Below are 15155 nucleotides of genomic sequence, written 5' to 3'. Positions count from 1 at the left end.
GCGAATGGGCGGGGATTACAGGCCCTTGACGATGGCTGCGTCCAGATTGGCGCGCACGGCTTCGAAGAATTTCTCCGTCGTCATCCACGCCTGATCCGGGCCGATCAGCAGCGCCAGATCCTTGGTCATGGCACCGGATTCGACGGTTTCGACGCAGACGCGCTCCAGCGTTTCGGCGAAATTCGTCACCAGCGGCGTGCCGTCCAGCTTGCCGCGATGTTTCAGACCGCCAGTCCAGGCGAAGATGCTGGCGATCGGGTTGGTGCTGGTCGGCTTGCCTTCCTGGTGCATGCGATAATGGCGGGTCACGGTGCCGTGGGCGGCTTCGGCTTCCACCGTCTTGCCGTCGGGCGTCATCAGGATGCTGGTCATCAGGCCCAGACTGCCATAGCCCTGCGCCACCATGTCGGACTGCACGTCGCCATCATAATTCTTGCAGGCCCAGACGAACTTGCCCGACCATTTCAGCGCCGAGGCCACCAGATCGTCGATCAGGCGATGTTCATAGACGATGCCAGCCTTGCGGAACTGCGCCTTGAAATCATTGGTATAGACTTCCTCGAACAGATCCTTGAAGCGGCCGTCGTAGGCCTTCAGGATGGTGTTCTTGGTCGAAAGATAGACCGGCCAGCCGCGATCGAGGCCGTAATTCAGGCAGGCGCGGGCGAAATCACGGATGCTGTCGTCAAGGTTGTACATGCCCATGGCGACGCCGGCCGACGGGAATTCGAACACCTCTTCCTCGATCACGCCGCTGCCATCCTGCGCTTCCCAGCGCATGGTCAGCTTGCCGGGGCCGGGCACCTTGAAATCGGTGGCGCGATACTGATCGCCAAAGGCGTGGCGGCCGATGACGATCGGATCGGTCCAGCCCGGTACCAGGCGCGGCACCGATTTGATGACGATGGGTTCGCGGAAGACGACGCCGCCCAGGATGTTGCGGATGGTGCCGTTCGGCGATTTCCACATCCGCTTCAGCCCGAATTCCTTCACGCGGGCTTCGTCGGGCGTGATGGTGGCGCATTTCACGCCCACGCCGAATTCCTTGATCGCGTTGGCCGATTCAACCGTCACCTTGTCGTTGGTGTCGTCACGGTTTTCCATGCCGAGATCGTAATATTTCAGATCGATATCCAGATAGGGCAGGATCAGCTGTTCGCGGATCCACTGCCAGATGATCCGGGTCATTTCATCGCCGTCCAGCTCGACAACGGGATTTTCGACCTTGATCTTGGGCATCGGTGCTTCCTGAAAAATGTGCGACGGAATGTAGCAGCGTTGTAGGTGTTCGATGCGGCTGTGGTCAACGGTTAGCGTGACCGGCGGACCCAAGCTTTTCCGACAGGGCGGCAAGATCGGCAAGTGGTTCGGCCAGGGTGGCAAGGTGCGGCGGGCCAAAGCCGGCATCGCCAATGTGGGCGAGCAGGGCGGTGAGCGGTTGCCAATAGTCACCACCATCCAGCAGCCAGATCGGCTTGTCGTGGATGCCCAACTCGCGCCAGGTCAGGCTTTCGAACAATTCGTCGAGCGTGCCGATGCTGCCGGGCAGGGCGATGATGGCGTCGGAAAGCCGGTGCATCAGGGCCTTGCGCTCGTGCAGCGTCTCCACGACATGCAGTTCATCAAGGCCGTCCTGGGCGATTTCGGTGGTCATCAGCAGGCGCGGGATGATGCCGATCACGCGGCCACCGCCGGCCATGCAGGCGCGCGCGGCAACGCCCATTAGGCCAACCCGGCCGCCGCCATAGACGAGGGTGACGCCGCGCGCCGCGCACAGGGCGCCAAAGCCGGCAGCCAGTTCGGCATGGGCCGGATCATGGCCAGGGCGGGAACCACAGAACAGCAGCAGTGATCGGATCATCGCCGCCCTGTGGCGCATCGGCCAGCCGGGCGCAATCCACGATGAATTGCCAAGTGGCGTATGACGAGGCTAAAGCAGCGAGCATGACCGATCCCGACAAGAAGCTGACCATCGAGGAGCTCGAGGCCGAGCTGAACGCGCTGAAGGTGACGCCGGAGGCGGAGCCGCAGCTGCCGTCTGCGCCGCCGCCACCACCGGAAGTGCCGGCCGGCCCGCTGCCGCTGGTGCCGGGCGAGAGCGCCAAATATCGCCTGCCCGACATGCACCCCGAAGGCCGCAAGTTCCTCGGCATCGCGCTGGCCGCGGTGCTGTTCGGCGGCCTGGTGCTGGAATGGACTGCACTCAGCTTCCTGCTGCTCGGCATTGCCATCTGGGTGGCGGCCTTCTTCCGCGATCCGGTGCGGGTGACGCCGCTGGGCGAGAATCTGATCGTGTCGCCGGCCGACGGGCTGGTGAGCCTGATCACCAATGTCGAGGTGCCGCGCCAGCTGCTGGGCGAAGGCGGGCTGAATGAAGGCCTTGTAACACGGGTGACGGTGTTCATGAACGTGTTTGATGTGCACGTGAACCGCGCGCCGATCGCCGGGCGGCTGACCCGCATCGTCTATGTGCCTGGCAAGTTCCTCAATGCCGATCTCGACAAGGCCAGCGAAGAGAATGAGCGCCAGTATTTCGTGATGGAAGATGCCAGCGGCGTGCGCGTCGCCTTCACCCAGATTGCCGGCCTGGTGGCGCGGCGCATCATGAAGTGGGTGGATGTTGGCCAGGCGCTGAAGGTGGGCGAACGTTTTGGCCTGATCCGTTTCGGCAGTCGGGTCGATGTGTTCCTGCCGGCGGGCTATGTGCCGGCTGTTGCGGTGGGTCAGCGTGCCATTGCCGGGGAAACCGTGCTGGCGGTCAAGGGCACGCCGCTGATGCAGGGTGCCCAGGCGCAATGAAGACCAGTGATGTGGACATTGGCAATCTGCTGTCGCCGCGATGAGCGGGCCTGATCTTCCGCGTCGGCGCGGCATCCCGCTGCGCGCGGTGGTGCCCAATGCCGTCACCGTGCTGGCGCTGTGTGTCGGCCTGACCGGTGTGCGCTTTGCCATTGGCGGGGAATGGGAAAAGGCCGTTGGTGCCGTGGTGCTGGCGGCGGTGCTGGACGGGATAGATGGCCGGATTGCCCGGCTGCTGAAGGGCACCAGCCGCTTTGGCGCCGAACTCGATTCCCTGTCGGATGTGACGGCCTTTGGCGTGGCCCCGACGCTGATCATGTATCTGTGGGCGCTGCAGCATCTGCCGGGCCGTTTTGGCTGGGTGATTGCCCTGGCCCAGGCCATTGCCTGCGCCCTGCGGCTGGCGCGCTTCAACGCCCAGATCGATGCCGTGGATCAACCGCACAAGCGGCTGGGCTATATGACCGGCATTCCGGCACCGGCGGGCGCCGGCCTTGCCCTGACGCCGCTCTATCTCCACTTCTGGCTGGCGCCGGCATTTCTGGACGATCCCGCCACGCGGGCCAGCGTGGTGGCGGTGACGACACTGATTGTCGCCTTCCTGATGGTTTCCAACCTGCCGACCTTTGGCTTTGGCGCGTTGCGGCTGCGGGCGGCGTGGCGGCTGCCGGCGCTGGCGGCCGTTGGCCTGTTTGCCGGCGCCTTGTTCACCGATCCCTGGCCCATGCTGACGCTGGTCAGCGCCGTCTATGCCGTGCTGCTGCCTTTTGCGGTGCGATCCTATGCCCGGGTGAAGGCACGGGAAGGGGCAACCCGAACCACGGCCCGCGACGACGGCATCCAGCCGCCACCCTGAGCCGGCTGCCCGCGCAGGGCATCAATCAGCATCAGGCGGGCATCGCCCAGCATCAGCGCCACCAGCGCCCAGGCGGCCATGCAGGCCATCAGCATCAACAGCATCGTCATTGTCGCGCTCCTTCGGCGAATCGTTCTGATGTTCTATCTCTGTTCCGTTGATATGTTCCTTTTCTGTTCCGCTCGTCAAGCCCCTCTTTCGCATCAGGGCGGCCAAGGTTATGAACGAAGCCAAGTGCATGCGGGCCGGGGAGGCCGGCGCAGTACAAAGCCATGGGGAGATGATGATGCACGGAACGATGCAGGATTGGCCGCTGCTGGTGAGCAAGCTGATCGACCACGCTGCCATCTATCATGCCAATCGCGAGATCGTGTCGCTGAGCTGCGAAGGGTCCAAGCATCGGACCAATTGGGCCCAGGTGCGGGGTCGGGCGAAGCAAGTGGCCGGCGCGTTGCGGCGATTGGGGATGCAGCCCGGGGATCGCATTGCCACTCTGGCCTGGAACACGTGGCGGCACTTGGAAAGCTGGTACGGCATTTCCGGCATGGGCGGGGTGGCGCACACCATCAACCCACGCCTGTTTGAAGAGCAGATCATCTATATCGCCAATCACGCCGAAGACCGGGTGCTGTTTTTTGATCTCGCCTTTGTGAAACTGGTTGAGAAGCTGGCGCCAAGCCTCTCCACTATCGAACATTTCGTGCTGCTCACCGATCGCGCCCACATGCCGGAATCGAGCCTGAACCTGCTCTGCTATGAGGAGCTGCTGGCCGGGGAGAGCGTGGACGAGCCGTGGGCGGAGCTGCCGGAAACGGCACCGGCTGGCCTGTGCTATACCAGCGGCACCACCGGCAATCCCAAGGGGGTGCAGTACAGCCATCGTTCCAACGTGCTGCACGCCATGGCGGCGGCGGCCACCGATACGTTCGGCATGGGTGCCAGCACCGTGGTGCTGCCGATTGCACCCATGTATCATGCCAATGCCTGGTCGATCCCCTATGTTGCCGCGCTCACCGGTGCCAAGCTGGTGATGGGCGGCCCCAATTTCGATCCGCCGACGCTGCACACGTTGATCGTCGAGGAAGAGGTGGACCTGGCGCTGGCGGTGCCGACCATCTGGCTGGGCATGATGCAGTATCTTGAGAAAACCGGCCAAACCCTTGGAAAATTGAATAGAACGGCCATTGGGGGCTCGGCCGTGCCGCGCGCCATGATCGAAGCCTATGACAAGTTGGGCGTGAGGGTGTTGCAGCTGTGGGGGATGACCGAAATGTCGCCGCTCGGCACAGTTGGTGCAGGCGTTCCGGAAACAGAGTCAATGGATTATCAGCAGCAGCTTGATGTGCGTATCAAGCAGGGTCGCGGCGTTTTCGGTGTCGAGATGAAGATCGTTGACGATGCGGGCCAGGAGCTGCCGCGTGATGGGGTGGCCTTTGGCCGGCTGCTGGTACGTGGGCCGTGGACGGTCGGCAGTTACTTCAAGGGCGATGGTGCTTCGGCGTTCGAGGATGGCTGGTTCGATACCGGCGATGTCGCGACGCTGGACCCGCTTGGCTATATGCAGATCGTCGACCGTGCCAAGGACGTGATCAAGTCGGGCGGCGAGTGGGTGTCGTCCATCGATCTGGAAAATGTCGCCGTTGGTGCGCCGGGCGTGGCGGAAGCCTGCGTGATCGGCGTGCATCACCCGAAATGGGACGAGCGCCCGCTGTTGCTGGTGGTGCCCAAGGACGGCGCCGAAGTGAGCAAGGAAAATGTGCTGGCCTATCTGGATGGGAAGATCGCCAAATGGTGGACGCCCGATGATGTGCTGGTCGTGCCCAGCCTGCCGCACACGGCCACCGGCAAATTGCTGAAGGTGGCGCTGCGGGAGCAGTACAAGGACTACAAGCTGCCGACGGCGTGAGCGCCCAAGCGGGGATTTGTCGTTACCAATCAAAGATTGGCGATGGCGGGGGTTAATTTGTGGCGCCTGTGCCACGAACTGTGCTGCAGACCAGTACGTGCAGGACAGTAGCCATGAGCCTTTCCCTCGATCATCTTGTCATCCTGGGGCGTGATGCGGCCGCCAGCCGGGCCTTTTATGCCGATCTGCTGCCGTTGCTCGGCTTTGAGCGGCGCCGCGATGATGTCTGGGTGAACGGTGATGGCCTGCACGTGCAGGTGCTGGCGGCCGAGGCCGGCACGCGGGCCTATGAACGGCGCGGGCCGGGCTTGAACCATCTCGGCTTTCGCGCGCCCACCGCGGATTTCGTCGCGCAGCTGCGCGAGGCCATGCTGGCCAAGGGGCATGCCATCCAGCCGATCCAGCATCTGGGCGGCGCCCATGCCCTGTTCATGCCCGATCCCGATGGCCTGCGCGTCGAGGTGACCTGGTATCCGCCCGGGAAAAATGTGGTCGACTAATGCATCCGTCCGCCGTTGGGGACGGGCAGATCCGGGCCGAGCAGCACGACGGCGCCAGTGGCGTCGGGCAGGCCAAGTACCAGCACTTCGCTCATGTACTTGCCGATCTGGCGCGGCGGGAAATTGGTGACGGCGATGACCTGGCGGCCGATCAGGGTTTCGGGTGTGTAGTGGACAGTGATCTGTGCCGAACTCTTCTTCACGCCAATATCGGGCCCGAAATCGATGACGAGCTTGATGGCGGGCTTGCGGGCTTCCGGGAAAGGCTGGGCGTCGATCACCGTGCCGGCGTGGATTTCGACAGCGAGAAAATCTTGCGTGCTGATCATGGTTGGTTTGTGGCGCAGGTTTGAGCCTGTGGCGAGGACCCACCCCCGGCCCCTCCCTTGAAAGGGAGGGGTGAAGGAAGGCGGGCTTTCAGAACAACGCCAGCTGGTCGCTGGGCGGGCGAAACTGGCTGCAGTCGAGCGGGATTCGATCGCGGCTGAGGCCGTGGGCGGCGCAGGCCTTGTGGAAGCGCTGGCGCATCAGGGCGGCGTAGGGGCCCTGGGCCTGGAAGCGCGCGAAGAAGCGCGGGTCATTGTCCTTGCCGCCGCGCATGCTGGTGATGTGGTGCATCACGCGGGCGGCGCGGTCGGGGAAATGGGTGGCCAGCCAGTCGCGGAACAGCGGCGCGACTTCGTGGGGCAGGCGCACGGGGATGGAATAGGCGCCAACCGCACCGGCATCTGCAGCGGCGGCCACGATGGCCTCGATCTCGTGATCGTTGATCGCCGGGATCATCGGGGAGAGCGAGACAAACACCGGCACGCCGGCCTGGGCGAGTGCCCGGATGGCGGCGAGCCGGCGCGGCGGGGTGGCGGCGCGCGGCTCCATCAGGCGAGCGAGCTGGGGATCGAGAGTTGTCACACTGATCATCACGGCGGCGAGGCCGCGGGTTGCCATGCTGGCCAGGATATTGCGGTCGCGACACACACGGTCGGACTTTGTGGTGATGGTGACGGGATGATGGCAATCATCAAGCACTTCAAGCAGTTGGCGCGTGATCCTCCAGTCGCGCTCGATCGGCTGATAGGGATCGGTGTTGGTGCCCAGCGCGATCGGCTGACATTGATAGCCGCGCTTGCCGAGTTCGGCCTTCAACAGTGCCGGCGCGTCGGGCTTGGCGAACAGGCGGCTTTCGAAATCGAGGCCCGGCGACAGATCATGATAGGCGTGGGTGGGCCGGGCAAAGCAGTAGACGCAGCCATGTTCGCAGCCGCGATAGGCGTTGATCGAGCGATCGAACGGCACATCCGGCGACTGGTTGCGGGTGATGATGCTGCGCGGGCGTTCCACCGTCACCGTGGTGCGCAAGGGGAAAGGCGCGTCGTCGACCGTGGCGGCAGCATCCAGCCAATCGCCATCGGCTTCGCGGGCGGCGAGGCCAAAGCGCGACGGTACCACGTTCAGCGTGGCGCCGCGTCCGCGCACCGCCTCAGGGTGCAGCGGGGAGGTCATAGGTCAGCGTGTAATAATGCTGCCGGTTTTCGATCCGGATTGCCATGCTGCCGGTGATCCCGGCCAGCGCGCCGGTGCCGGAGCCGGGCACGATGACCACATTGAGCTGCTGCCCGCCGGCATCCATGGTGCCATTGTGCTGCAGCACGAAGCCGCCGCTGCGGCCAGCCAGCGTGGCTTCCACCATCTCCATTGCCACATAACCGGCAATGCCCTTGGCCGGATCGCCGGCGCTCATCATCACGCCGGTGCTGGTGCCGGCCAGATCGCCGCTGAACTGTTTTTCCAGCCTGTGCTGCGCGAGGCCGCCAGGTGCTGCGGGCAGCGCGGCGAGCGCAACGTTGAACTGACCGCGGGCTTCGACTGCCGCCGCCGCATTGCCCGATGTAAGGCTGGCCATCATCAGAACTGCTCCGATCAGTTTTTGCACGCGACTCTCCTGGAGATGTGAACGTATCAGGAACATGTGCGGATCGCAAACCGGTGTTTTTTGGCTTGCCATTGTCGCGTGGCTCAGGTGTCATGCCGCGCGGTCGAATGGGGGTGGCAATGATCGAACGTGTTTGCAACCGGTGGGGTGCCGCATCGCCGCTGTTGGCCATCATGTTGCTGGCTGGATGCAACGCCGGCGCCGGCAAGGCTCCGCAGGCTGAGGCGCGCATCACGGTGGACCGGCAGGCTGTTGCCGCCGAAGTGAAGGCGGCAATCGGGACCCAGATTGAAGCCTATGCCGCCCGCGATCCGGTGAAGGCGGCCAGCATCGCCGCGCCCGACATGCTGGGCATGATGCATGGGGCGCCCAACAATGTGGGCCGAGATGCCGTTCTCGCCCAGATCAAGGCACAGATGGCCGACCCGGCGCTGAAACTGGAGGCGTCCGACGAAACAGTGGACGTGGCCGAGGCGGGGGACATGGCCATCTATCAGGCCATCTATCGCTTCACGTTCACCAACCCCGCCACCGGGCAACCTTCAGTGGAGACCGGCAACTGGGTGGCCGTTTTCAAGCGTCAGGCTGATGGCACCATGAAGTTGAGCAAGGACATGGTGCTGGACCTGCCGGCCGCCTCAGCCGCCTCCGGCCACTGAGCCGCGTTCAGGCGGCAACATTCCCCAGCGCCAGCGCTTCGCGGGTGAGCACTTCGCGGCGCAGGGCATGGGCGTCGGCCAGGGCGTTGTGGGGCGAGGTGCTCATGCTGGCGGTGTCGAAGCCGGGCAGGTTGATGAGGTCGAAACGTACGTGCGGCACCATGCGGCGGCCCTGGAACACCAGCAGGCCGGCGGCGTGGGCGATGTCTTCCGGCCAATCGGCGACCAGCACGGGTTCGGCATCGGCTGCCAGATAGGCGGCAAGCTTGGCCACCACGTCGGCGCGGCTCTGGACCGGGGCGCCCAGCTTGGGCATCACATGGTCCTGCACCCAGCGCAGCGGGCGGTGGCAGGGCAGCACGGCATAGAAATCGCCATGGCCTTCCAATTCCGGCACCAATGCGATGGAGATCAAGGGGCCGTCGAAGCCGTTGAATTCGCAGTCCAGGAAATAGCGCACCGTTCAGCGTTCCCGCAGACGCGGGATGAGCTCGACAAAATTGCACGGCCGGTGGCGGGCATCGAGCTGGGTGGCGAGGATGCCGTCCCAGCCGTCCTTCACGGCGCCGGTCGAACCGGGCAGGCAGAAGATATAGGTGCCGCGCGCCAGGCCGGCGCAGGCGCGGGACTGGATGGTGGAGGTGCCGATGCTCTGGAAGCTGAGCCAGCGGAACAGCTCGCCAAAACCGGGGATGGCTTTTTCCATCACCTGATCGAGCGCTTCGGGCGTGACATCGCGGCCAGTGACGCCAGTGCCGCCGGTGGTGATGATCACATCAACCGCCGGATCGTCGATCCACGCATTCAACTGCGCAATCAGCGCCGGCACCTCGTCCCTGATGATGGCGCGGGCGGCAAGGACATGGCCGGCAGCGGTGAGCCGGGCGACCAGCGTATCGCCCGACGTATCGGTCGCGGCCACACGGGTGTCGCTCACCGTGGCGACGGCGATGTGGAGTGGCACGAAGGAAAGCGACTCATCGATGGGCATGAACGATGCTAGGCTGCTCCTTGCCGTCTTGTCATGGTGGCAGAACGGCGAGGGGGAACAGCGATGGCCCAGATAATGGCAATGATCTGCGTGACCGACCGGGAACGGGCGCGGGCTTTCTATCGCGATGTGCTGGGGCCGGTGTTCGGCATCGGGGCGCCGGCCATCGATCCGTTTGGCGATCAGTTTCCGTGCGGCGACGGTTTTATCCGGCTGACAGCGCTGCCCGATTGGGCGCCCGGCAAATATCCGGTGCTGGGCTGGAAGGTGGCGGATGCTGGCGCGGCGGTAACAGGCCTGGTGGCAGCCGGCGTCGAAATGCTGATCTATCCGGGCTTTGGCCAGGACGAAGAGGGCATCTGGAATTCGCCTGATGGCGGCGCCCGCATCGCCTGGTTCAATGACAGCGAGGGCAATCTGCTGAGCCTGACGCAGCAACGTTGAAGTTCAACAAGGAGAGGGCAAGATGGCTGAAGCAGGGGGCTGCCAGTGCGGCGCGGTGCGCTATGAAGTGAGCGGTGCGCCAAGGCACGTGGCGCTGTGCCATTGCCAGGATTGCCGCAAGAGCAGCGGGGCGCCCATGGTGGCCTGGGCCGCCTTTGCCGAAGCCGATTTTCGGGTGACCAGGGGCGAACCGGTTGCGTTCAATTCGTCGGGGCAAAGCTGGCGCTATTTCTGCGGTCGCTGTGGCAGCGGCATATATTACCGCAATGCCGAAAATTTGCCGGGCATTGTCGATGTGCAGTCCGCCACGCTCGATCATCCCGATGTGTTTGTCCCCGATGGCCATATCCAACTGGCCGAGCGCATCAGCTGGATGGCGACGGCGCACGAACTGCCGGGCTATCAGCGCTTTCCCGGCTGAGCCTATTTGCCGCCGGCGACGGCGCGATCGTCGCTGGGCCAGGCTTCGGGGGTGAAGCTGCCGGGTTCGGGGCGCGGCCGGATGGGCAGCGGGTCGCGCTTCACGGCCAACTGGCCGCCAATGCCGGGCAGGCGCGGCCACAGGCCAGCTGCGATGGCGTCCATGGATGCCGGCGTCTGGCCATCGCGCAGTTCATACATCCAAAGGTTCCTCAGCACGACTTCGACATAATGCCGTGTCTCGCGATACGGGATGGATTCGATGAACAGCAGCGGATCGCCCTGGTCATCCAGCGTGCGGTTCCATGTCTGCACGGCGCCCGGCCCGGCATTGTAGGCAGCGATCACCTTGGGCAGCAGCCCGCCGGTGAGGCCCATGCGGCCCAGCACTTCCAGATAGGTCTGCCCCAGTTCGAAATTATAGGCCGGATCGGCCATGTCGCCCACCACGGAGGCGGCATCGGGCGTTTCCTTCAGGATGCGGCGGTTCACCAGATCGCGGGTGTCGGGCATCAACTGCATCAGGCCCTTGGCGCCGGTGCGGCTGGTGGCGGTAGTGATGAAGGCCGATTCCTGCAGCGCATGGGCAAAGGCGAGGCTGCGCGGCACCCGCCAGCCACGGAACGGCACCCAATCGGGGGCAGGATACCGCGCCGACAGTGGCGCTTCGAGGCCAACGGGCGGGCGCGTGGCGAGGCTGTATTGCGTCGCCGGCAGATCGAGCCGGGCGGCCAGGCGCAGGATGGCCGGATAGGCATCGGCCGGTGCGGTGGCGGCAAGGTGGCGCAATTCGCGATCAGCCAGGCCCAGCTGGCCGATTTCCACCAGTGCGGCGGCGCGGCGGGCGCCGGGCACAGCTTTAAGATAATTCCAGTCGGCAGTGATGAAATCGGGTTCGCGCCAGTCAAGGCCCTGATCGACGCCCAGCGTGCGGCGGGCGAGCAGGCCATAGAAACTCGCCACCGACGTTGCGGCCTGTTGCAGCCGCGCCGTGCGTTTCGCCGGGTCGCCGGCCAGGCCCCAGCTGCGCCCGGCCCAGAAGGCCGCAGCGGCACGCGTATCGTCGCGGCCCGTCTTGACCAGATCAAAGGCTTCGGCGGCATCGCGCCAGCGGCCCAGGCGGAAGGCGGCAAGCCCGGCGGTCCAGGCGCCATCAGACGCGCCCTGGCCCAGACCCGCGGTGGCCTCCAGCCCCATGCGCCAGGCGGCGGCATCGTCACCCATGCGATAATGGTTCCAGGCGATGCGCGCGGCCAGATCGGCGCGGGCGAAAGGTGACAGCGAAGGCGCCTGCGCCAGCCACAGCCGCTCCGCCTCGTCATTGCGGTCGGCCGCCAGCAGCGGCTTCAGCCGGGCGCTGAGTTCGCCATCGGCCGGCAGGCTTTCCGTGCGGAAACCGGGGCTGCTGGCGGTGCGGAACGGGCGCGCTTCGGGCAGCAGCGGCAAGGGGGCGCTGTCGGCACCGGGCAGCGCTTCGGCCAGCCGCGCGACCTTGGGCGACAGCGGCAGATCGGGATTGGCCGCCAGCCAGGCGGCAAGATCGGCACGGCTGAGCCTGCCGGTGCCGCGCGCCACGATCAGCGCCGCGCGGGCGGTTTCGCTGAGCAGTCCAGCGGGCAGGGCGGCAAGGCCGCGTTCGGCAGCGGTGAAGCGGCCGGCATCGAGATCGAGGAAAATCTGCCGGAACGCAGCGCGCTCCTCCTCGCTCAATTGCGGCGGCACCAGGCGCTGGCGTTGCGTGATGCCGGTGCGCTGGCCGGTCACCGTGAGCAGCGGGGCGGCGGCGGGCGGCAGGGTGGTCAGCGGCGGCGGTGTGGGCGGCATCAGCGCGGGCGGCACGGTGATCGCGGCGGCCGGGCCAGCCAGAACCAGGGCAATCAGGGCTGCGGCGCGGGTCATGCGATGGCAGCCCGGAACAGTTTCAGATGCTCGAACGCCTGGCGCTTCAATTCCTTGTTGCCGCCCATGGCGCGCGGGTGGATCGACGGCATCAGCTGCGCGGCGCGCCAATCGAACCAGCGGCCACGGCTGCTGCCCAGCCGCGCCTGGCTACCGGCCAGTTCGGCGGCGGCCTGGCCCAGCGCCAGCACATGGGCGGGCGGCGCCAGTTCGGCCAGCCGCTCCACCACCGGGGTAAAACGGGCCAGGCTGCTGGCGGTGGGTTCGCCGTCGCCGGGCGTTGGCCACGGCAGGCGGCTGACCAATGCCGCGCGGTTCCAATCCAGATCGATGGCGGCCAGCATGCGATCGATGGTGTCGCGGTGGGTGGGATCGGCGTCGGGCCGGTCGATCAGCACCCAGACCCGGGCTTCCAGCGCACCATGAAACAGCAGCGGCGGCCGGGTGCGGGCATCGGGAAACCGGCCAAGCAGGGCAAGCAGGGCGGGAATATCGGCACAGGCGCGGGCCGGATGTTCGGCGGCGGGCGCTGCCGGGGCCGTCGCGCGCGGCGCCGGCGTTGCCATTGCTGGGGCCGCAGCTTCAGTTCGCGGCGGCGGCGCGTCGAGCCAGCGGCGGGGCTGTTCCGTCATCGCTTCCGTGGCACCGGCGCTGACCAGAAAGGCCAGAGCAGCGCCCGGATCGGCGGCGGTGGTGTGGGGCAGGGTCACAAACGACCAAAAGCAACAGTCCGCCCCGTCTGGTCAAGCCTTTGTCATCAAGCTATCTGGTGAATGATGGTAGTTGCGCGCCAACCCGAAGCGGTGGCGCCAGGATGGGGAAAGAGCAGTGAGCGAACGGGAATCGATGCCCTATGACCTGGTGATCGTGGGGGGCGGGCCAGCCGGCTTGTCCGCTGCCATCCGGGCCAAGCAGGAAGCCCAGCGGCTGGGCGTCGAACTCAGTGTGTGCATCCTCGAAAAGGGCAGCGAAATCGGCGCCCACATATTGTCGGGCGCGGTGGTTGACCCCAAGGCGCTCGATGAACTGCTGCCGGAATGGCGCACGATGGATTCGCCGCTGACGGTGCCGGTGACGGAGAACCATCACTGGGTGTTGACCGCGACGAAGAAGTACGACTTTCCGCACGCGCTGCTGCCGCCGTTCATGCAGAACAAGGGCTGCTACACGGTGTCGCTGGGCAATCTGACCCGCTGGCTGGCCGGGCAGGCCGAAGCGCTGGGGGTGGAGATTTTCCCCGGTTTTGCCGCGGCTGAAGTGCTGTTCAATGATGATGGCAGCGTGAAGGGCGTCGCCACCGGCGACATGGGCATCGCCAAGGATGGTTCGAAGAAGGACAGCTGGACGCCCGGTCTGGAAATCCACGCCAAATATACCTTCTTCGCCGAGGGCGCGCGCGGGCATCTTTCAAAGCAGATCATCAACCGCTTCGATCTGCGCAAGGACAGCCAGCCGCAGATCTATGGCATCGGCCTGAAGGAATTGTGGGACATCCCGGCCGAAAAGCATGTGCCGGGCCGGGTGATCCACAGCCAGGGCTGGCCGCTCTCCGATGCCAATGGCGGCGGCTTCCTCTATCATCAGGCCAATGGCCAGGTCGCGCTCGGCTTCTCGGTGTGGCTGAACTACGACAATCCGCACCTTTCGCCGTTCGAGGAGTTCCAGCGCTGGAAGACGCACCCGGCGATCCGCGAAATCCTGGAAGGCGGTCGCCGCGTGAGCTACGGCGCGCGCGCCATCAATGATGGTGGCTGGCAGGCGGTGCCGAAACTGGCCTTCCCCGGCGGGGCGCTGATCGGTTGCGCTGCCGGCTTCCTGAACGTGCCGCGCATCAAGGGCAGCCACACGGCCATGAAGACCGGCATGATGGCCGCCGAATGCGCCGTTGCCGCCATCGCCGCCCAGCGCAGCGGGGATGAGTTGAAGGACTATGACGCCGCCTACAGGAAGAGCTGGGTGCATGACGAGCTGAAGATGGTGCGCAACGTGCTGCCGGCGGTCGAGAAGTTCGGCACCACCGTGGGCACCGCCATGGGCGGCATCATGATGTGGATGGAATATCTGGGCTACGAACTGCCGTTCACCTTCAAGCTCAGCCCCGACAATACTCACATGCGGCGCAAGGGAGATGCGCCGAAGATCGTCTATCCCAAGCCGGATGGCGTGATCAGCTTTGACCGCTTGTCGAGCGTGTTCCTTTCGAACACCAACCACGAGGAAGACCAGCCCTGCCACCTGACGCTGAAGGATGCGTCGGTGCCGATCGCGGTGAACTACGCCCTGTATGACGAACCGGCGCAGCGTTATTGCCCGGCTGGCGTGTATGAGATCGTGGGCCTTGAGGAGAATGCCCCGCGCCTGCAGATCAACGCGCAGAACTGCGTGCACTGCAAGACGTGTGATATCAAGGACATGACCCAGAATATCAATTGGGTGGTGCCGGAGGGTGGCGGCGGCCCGAATTATCCGAATATGTGACGCAGCCGGGCGTGTGCGCGTGCCGCGCACCGACTCCGGCAAGTCCGGACGGCGAGCGAAAAGGGCGGGCCAAACCCGCCCTTCTTGACTCGTCCGACGGCGTGGCTCCGCCACGCTCTTCCGCCTTCTTACTTCAGTCCCCCAAGCGGACTCGGCGGCTCTGCCGCCGGCCGCGCCCACAAGCGCCTGCCCGGACCCGCGCGCGGTGCCTCGACAAGCTCGGCATGAGCGGTTTTGTCCCGGCTCCACCCCTCTCGACATTCCCCACCGCCC

Annotated in this window: 18 protein-coding genes; 8 read left to right on the top strand and 10 right to left on the bottom strand. The window is 65.4% G+C overall.

Features of this window, described 5'->3' with window-relative positions; genetic code table 11:
• Positions 1–15: 15 nt before the first annotated feature.
• Positions 16–1239 (bottom strand): NADP-dependent isocitrate dehydrogenase, encoded by a 1224-nt coding sequence (locus D619_RS0110310; RefSeq protein WP_017668510.1) that lies wholly within the window; start codon positions 1237–1239, stop codon positions 16–18.
• 64 nt (positions 1240–1303) lie between these two features.
• Entirely contained in the window at positions 1304–1861 is a 558-nt protein-coding gene (locus tag D619_RS0110305; RefSeq protein ID WP_017668509.1) for a TIGR00730 family Rossman fold protein, read from the bottom strand.
• Positions 1862–1944: 83 nt separating this feature from the next.
• On the opposite strand from D619_RS0110305, the gene D619_RS0110300 reads away from it, so the two are divergent.
• Positions 1945–2799, top strand: a complete 855-nt coding sequence (locus D619_RS0110300; RefSeq protein WP_017668508.1) for a phosphatidylserine decarboxylase — start codon at positions 1945–1947, stop codon at positions 2797–2799.
• A gap of 40 nt (positions 2800–2839) precedes the next feature.
• Positions 2840–3655, top strand: coding sequence for a phosphatidylcholine/phosphatidylserine synthase (locus D619_RS0110295; protein WP_017668507.1), 816 nt, complete (start codon positions 2840–2842; stop codon positions 3653–3655).
• Here D619_RS0110295 and D619_RS0110290 read toward each other — a convergent pair.
• Positions 3580–3765 (bottom strand): hypothetical protein, encoded by a 186-nt coding sequence (locus tag D619_RS0110290; protein ID WP_026090934.1) that lies wholly within the window; start codon positions 3763–3765, stop codon positions 3580–3582. The two genes, D619_RS0110295 and D619_RS0110290, sit on opposite strands and share 76 nt — an antisense overlap.
• A 170-nt stretch (positions 3766–3935) precedes the next feature.
• On the opposite strand from D619_RS0110290, the gene D619_RS0110285 reads away from it, so the two are divergent.
• A complete protein-coding gene (locus D619_RS0110285) occupies positions 3936–5561 on the top strand; it encodes a long-chain-fatty-acid--CoA ligase (RefSeq protein WP_020480461.1) in 1626 nt (541 codons plus the stop codon).
• A gap of 113 nt (positions 5562–5674) precedes the next feature.
• A complete protein-coding gene (locus D619_RS0110280) occupies positions 5675–6061 on the top strand; it encodes a VOC family protein (protein ID WP_017668505.1) in 387 nt (128 codons plus the stop codon).
• On the opposite strand, the gene D619_RS0110275 is transcribed toward D619_RS0110280, so the two are convergent.
• The 3 genes from D619_RS0110275 to D619_RS0110265 form a co-directional block, all read right to left on the bottom strand.
• Positions 6058–6390, bottom strand: coding sequence for a tRNA-binding protein (locus tag D619_RS0110275; protein ID WP_017668504.1), 333 nt, complete (start codon positions 6388–6390; stop codon positions 6058–6060). The genes D619_RS0110280 and D619_RS0110275 overlap by 4 nt on opposite strands.
• An 88-nt stretch (positions 6391–6478) precedes the next feature.
• On the bottom strand, positions 6479–7561 hold the full coding sequence (locus tag D619_RS0110270) for a PA0069 family radical SAM protein (RefSeq protein WP_017668503.1): 1083 nt from the start codon (positions 7559–7561) through the stop codon (positions 6479–6481).
• The gene (locus D619_RS0110265; RefSeq protein WP_020480460.1) at positions 7539–7964 is read right to left on the bottom strand and encodes a DUF3224 domain-containing protein; all 426 of its coding nucleotides are present in this window, start codon (positions 7962–7964) and stop codon (positions 7539–7541) included. Before D619_RS0110265 ends, D619_RS0110270 begins: the two co-directional genes overlap by 23 nt.
• Positions 7965–8110: 146 nt before the next feature.
• Here D619_RS0110265 and D619_RS0110260 point away from each other — a divergent pair, with 146 nt between their 5' ends.
• Positions 8111–8650 (top strand): nuclear transport factor 2 family protein, encoded by a 540-nt coding sequence (locus D619_RS0110260; protein ID WP_193743293.1) that lies wholly within the window; start codon positions 8111–8113, stop codon positions 8648–8650.
• A gap of 7 nt (positions 8651–8657) precedes the next feature.
• Here the strand turns inward: D619_RS0110260 and D619_RS0110255 are convergent, their stop codons facing one another.
• Both D619_RS0110255 and moaB read right to left on the bottom strand, forming a co-directional pair.
• A complete protein-coding gene (locus D619_RS0110255) occupies positions 8658–9110 on the bottom strand; it encodes a hypothetical protein (protein ID WP_017668500.1) in 453 nt (150 codons plus the stop codon).
• A gap of 3 nt (positions 9111–9113) precedes the next feature.
• Positions 9114–9641, bottom strand: a complete 528-nt coding sequence (gene moaB / locus D619_RS0110250; RefSeq protein WP_017668499.1) for a molybdenum cofactor biosynthesis protein B — start codon at positions 9639–9641, stop codon at positions 9114–9116.
• Positions 9642–9716: 75 nt separating this feature from the next.
• On the opposite strand from moaB, the gene D619_RS0110245 reads away from it, so the two are divergent.
• Positions 9717–10085, top strand: a complete 369-nt coding sequence (locus tag D619_RS0110245; protein WP_152417411.1) for a VOC family protein — start codon at positions 9717–9719, stop codon at positions 10083–10085.
• Between the two features lie 22 nt (positions 10086–10107).
• Positions 10108–10506, top strand: a complete 399-nt coding sequence (locus D619_RS0110240; RefSeq protein WP_026090932.1) for a GFA family protein — start codon at positions 10108–10110, stop codon at positions 10504–10506.
• A gap of 2 nt (positions 10507–10508) precedes the next feature.
• Here the strand turns inward: D619_RS0110240 and D619_RS16355 are convergent, their stop codons facing one another.
• Both D619_RS16355 and D619_RS0110230 read right to left on the bottom strand, forming a co-directional pair.
• Positions 10509–12404 (bottom strand): lytic transglycosylase domain-containing protein, encoded by a 1896-nt coding sequence (locus D619_RS16355; RefSeq protein ID WP_017668496.1) that lies wholly within the window; start codon positions 12402–12404, stop codon positions 10509–10511.
• Positions 12401–13114 carry a uracil-DNA glycosylase family protein gene (locus tag D619_RS0110230; RefSeq protein ID WP_017668495.1) on the bottom strand — a complete coding sequence of 238 codons (714 nt, stop codon included), beginning with the start codon at positions 13112–13114 and terminating at the stop codon, positions 12401–12403. Before D619_RS0110230 ends, D619_RS16355 begins: the two co-directional genes overlap by 4 nt.
• A gap of 118 nt (positions 13115–13232) precedes the next feature.
• Between D619_RS0110230 and D619_RS0110225 the strand changes: the two genes are divergently transcribed.
• On the top strand, positions 13233–14882 hold the full coding sequence (locus D619_RS0110225; RefSeq protein ID WP_017668494.1) for an electron transfer flavoprotein-ubiquinone oxidoreductase: 1650 nt from the start codon (positions 13233–13235) through the stop codon (positions 14880–14882).
• Positions 14883–15155 lie beyond the last annotated feature (273 nt).

This window comes from Sandarakinorhabdus sp. AAP62 (assembly GCF_000331225.1).
Taxonomy (GTDB): domain Bacteria; phylum Pseudomonadota; class Alphaproteobacteria; order Sphingomonadales; family Sphingomonadaceae; genus Sandarakinorhabdus.
The sequence above is the reverse complement of the archived record's forward strand: the minus strand, read 5'-3'. Positions and strand labels throughout refer to the sequence as shown.

Coding starts and splice junctions, on each gene's coding strand:
- D619_RS0110310 (WP_017668510.1), bottom strand. CDS start 1,239: ATGCCCAAGATCAAGGTCGAAAATCCCGTTGTCGAGCTGGACGGCGAT.
- D619_RS0110305 (WP_017668509.1), bottom strand. CDS start 1,861: ATGATCCGATCACTGCTGCTGTTCTGTGGTTCCCGCCCTGGCCATGAT.
- D619_RS0110300 (WP_017668508.1), top strand. CDS start 1,945: ATGACCGATCCCGACAAGAAGCTGACCATCGAGGAGCTCGAGGCCGAG.
- D619_RS0110295 (WP_017668507.1), top strand. CDS start 2,840: ATGAGCGGGCCTGATCTTCCGCGTCGGCGCGGCATCCCGCTGCGCGCG.
- D619_RS0110290 (WP_026090934.1), bottom strand. CDS start 3,765: ATGACGATGCTGTTGATGCTGATGGCCTGCATGGCCGCCTGGGCGCTG.
- D619_RS0110285 (WP_020480461.1), top strand. CDS start 3,936: ATGATGATGCACGGAACGATGCAGGATTGGCCGCTGCTGGTGAGCAAG.
- D619_RS0110280 (WP_017668505.1), top strand. CDS start 5,675: ATGAGCCTTTCCCTCGATCATCTTGTCATCCTGGGGCGTGATGCGGCC.
- D619_RS0110275 (WP_017668504.1), bottom strand. CDS start 6,390: ATGATCAGCACGCAAGATTTTCTCGCTGTCGAAATCCACGCCGGCACG.
- D619_RS0110270 (WP_017668503.1), bottom strand. CDS start 7,561: ATGACCTCCCCGCTGCACCCTGAGGCGGTGCGCGGACGCGGCGCCACG.
- D619_RS0110265 (WP_020480460.1), bottom strand. CDS start 7,964: ATGATGGCCAGCCTTACATCGGGCAATGCGGCGGCGGCAGTCGAAGCC.
- D619_RS0110260 (WP_193743293.1), top strand. CDS start 8,111: ATGATCGAACGTGTTTGCAACCGGTGGGGTGCCGCATCGCCGCTGTTG.
- moaB (WP_017668499.1), bottom strand. CDS start 9,641: ATGCCCATCGATGAGTCGCTTTCCTTCGTGCCACTCCACATCGCCGTC.
- D619_RS0110245 (WP_152417411.1), top strand. CDS start 9,717: ATGGCAATGATCTGCGTGACCGACCGGGAACGGGCGCGGGCTTTCTAT.
- D619_RS0110240 (WP_026090932.1), top strand. CDS start 10,108: ATGGCTGAAGCAGGGGGCTGCCAGTGCGGCGCGGTGCGCTATGAAGTG.
- D619_RS16355 (WP_017668496.1), bottom strand. CDS start 12,404: ATGACCCGCGCCGCAGCCCTGATTGCCCTGGTTCTGGCTGGCCCGGCC.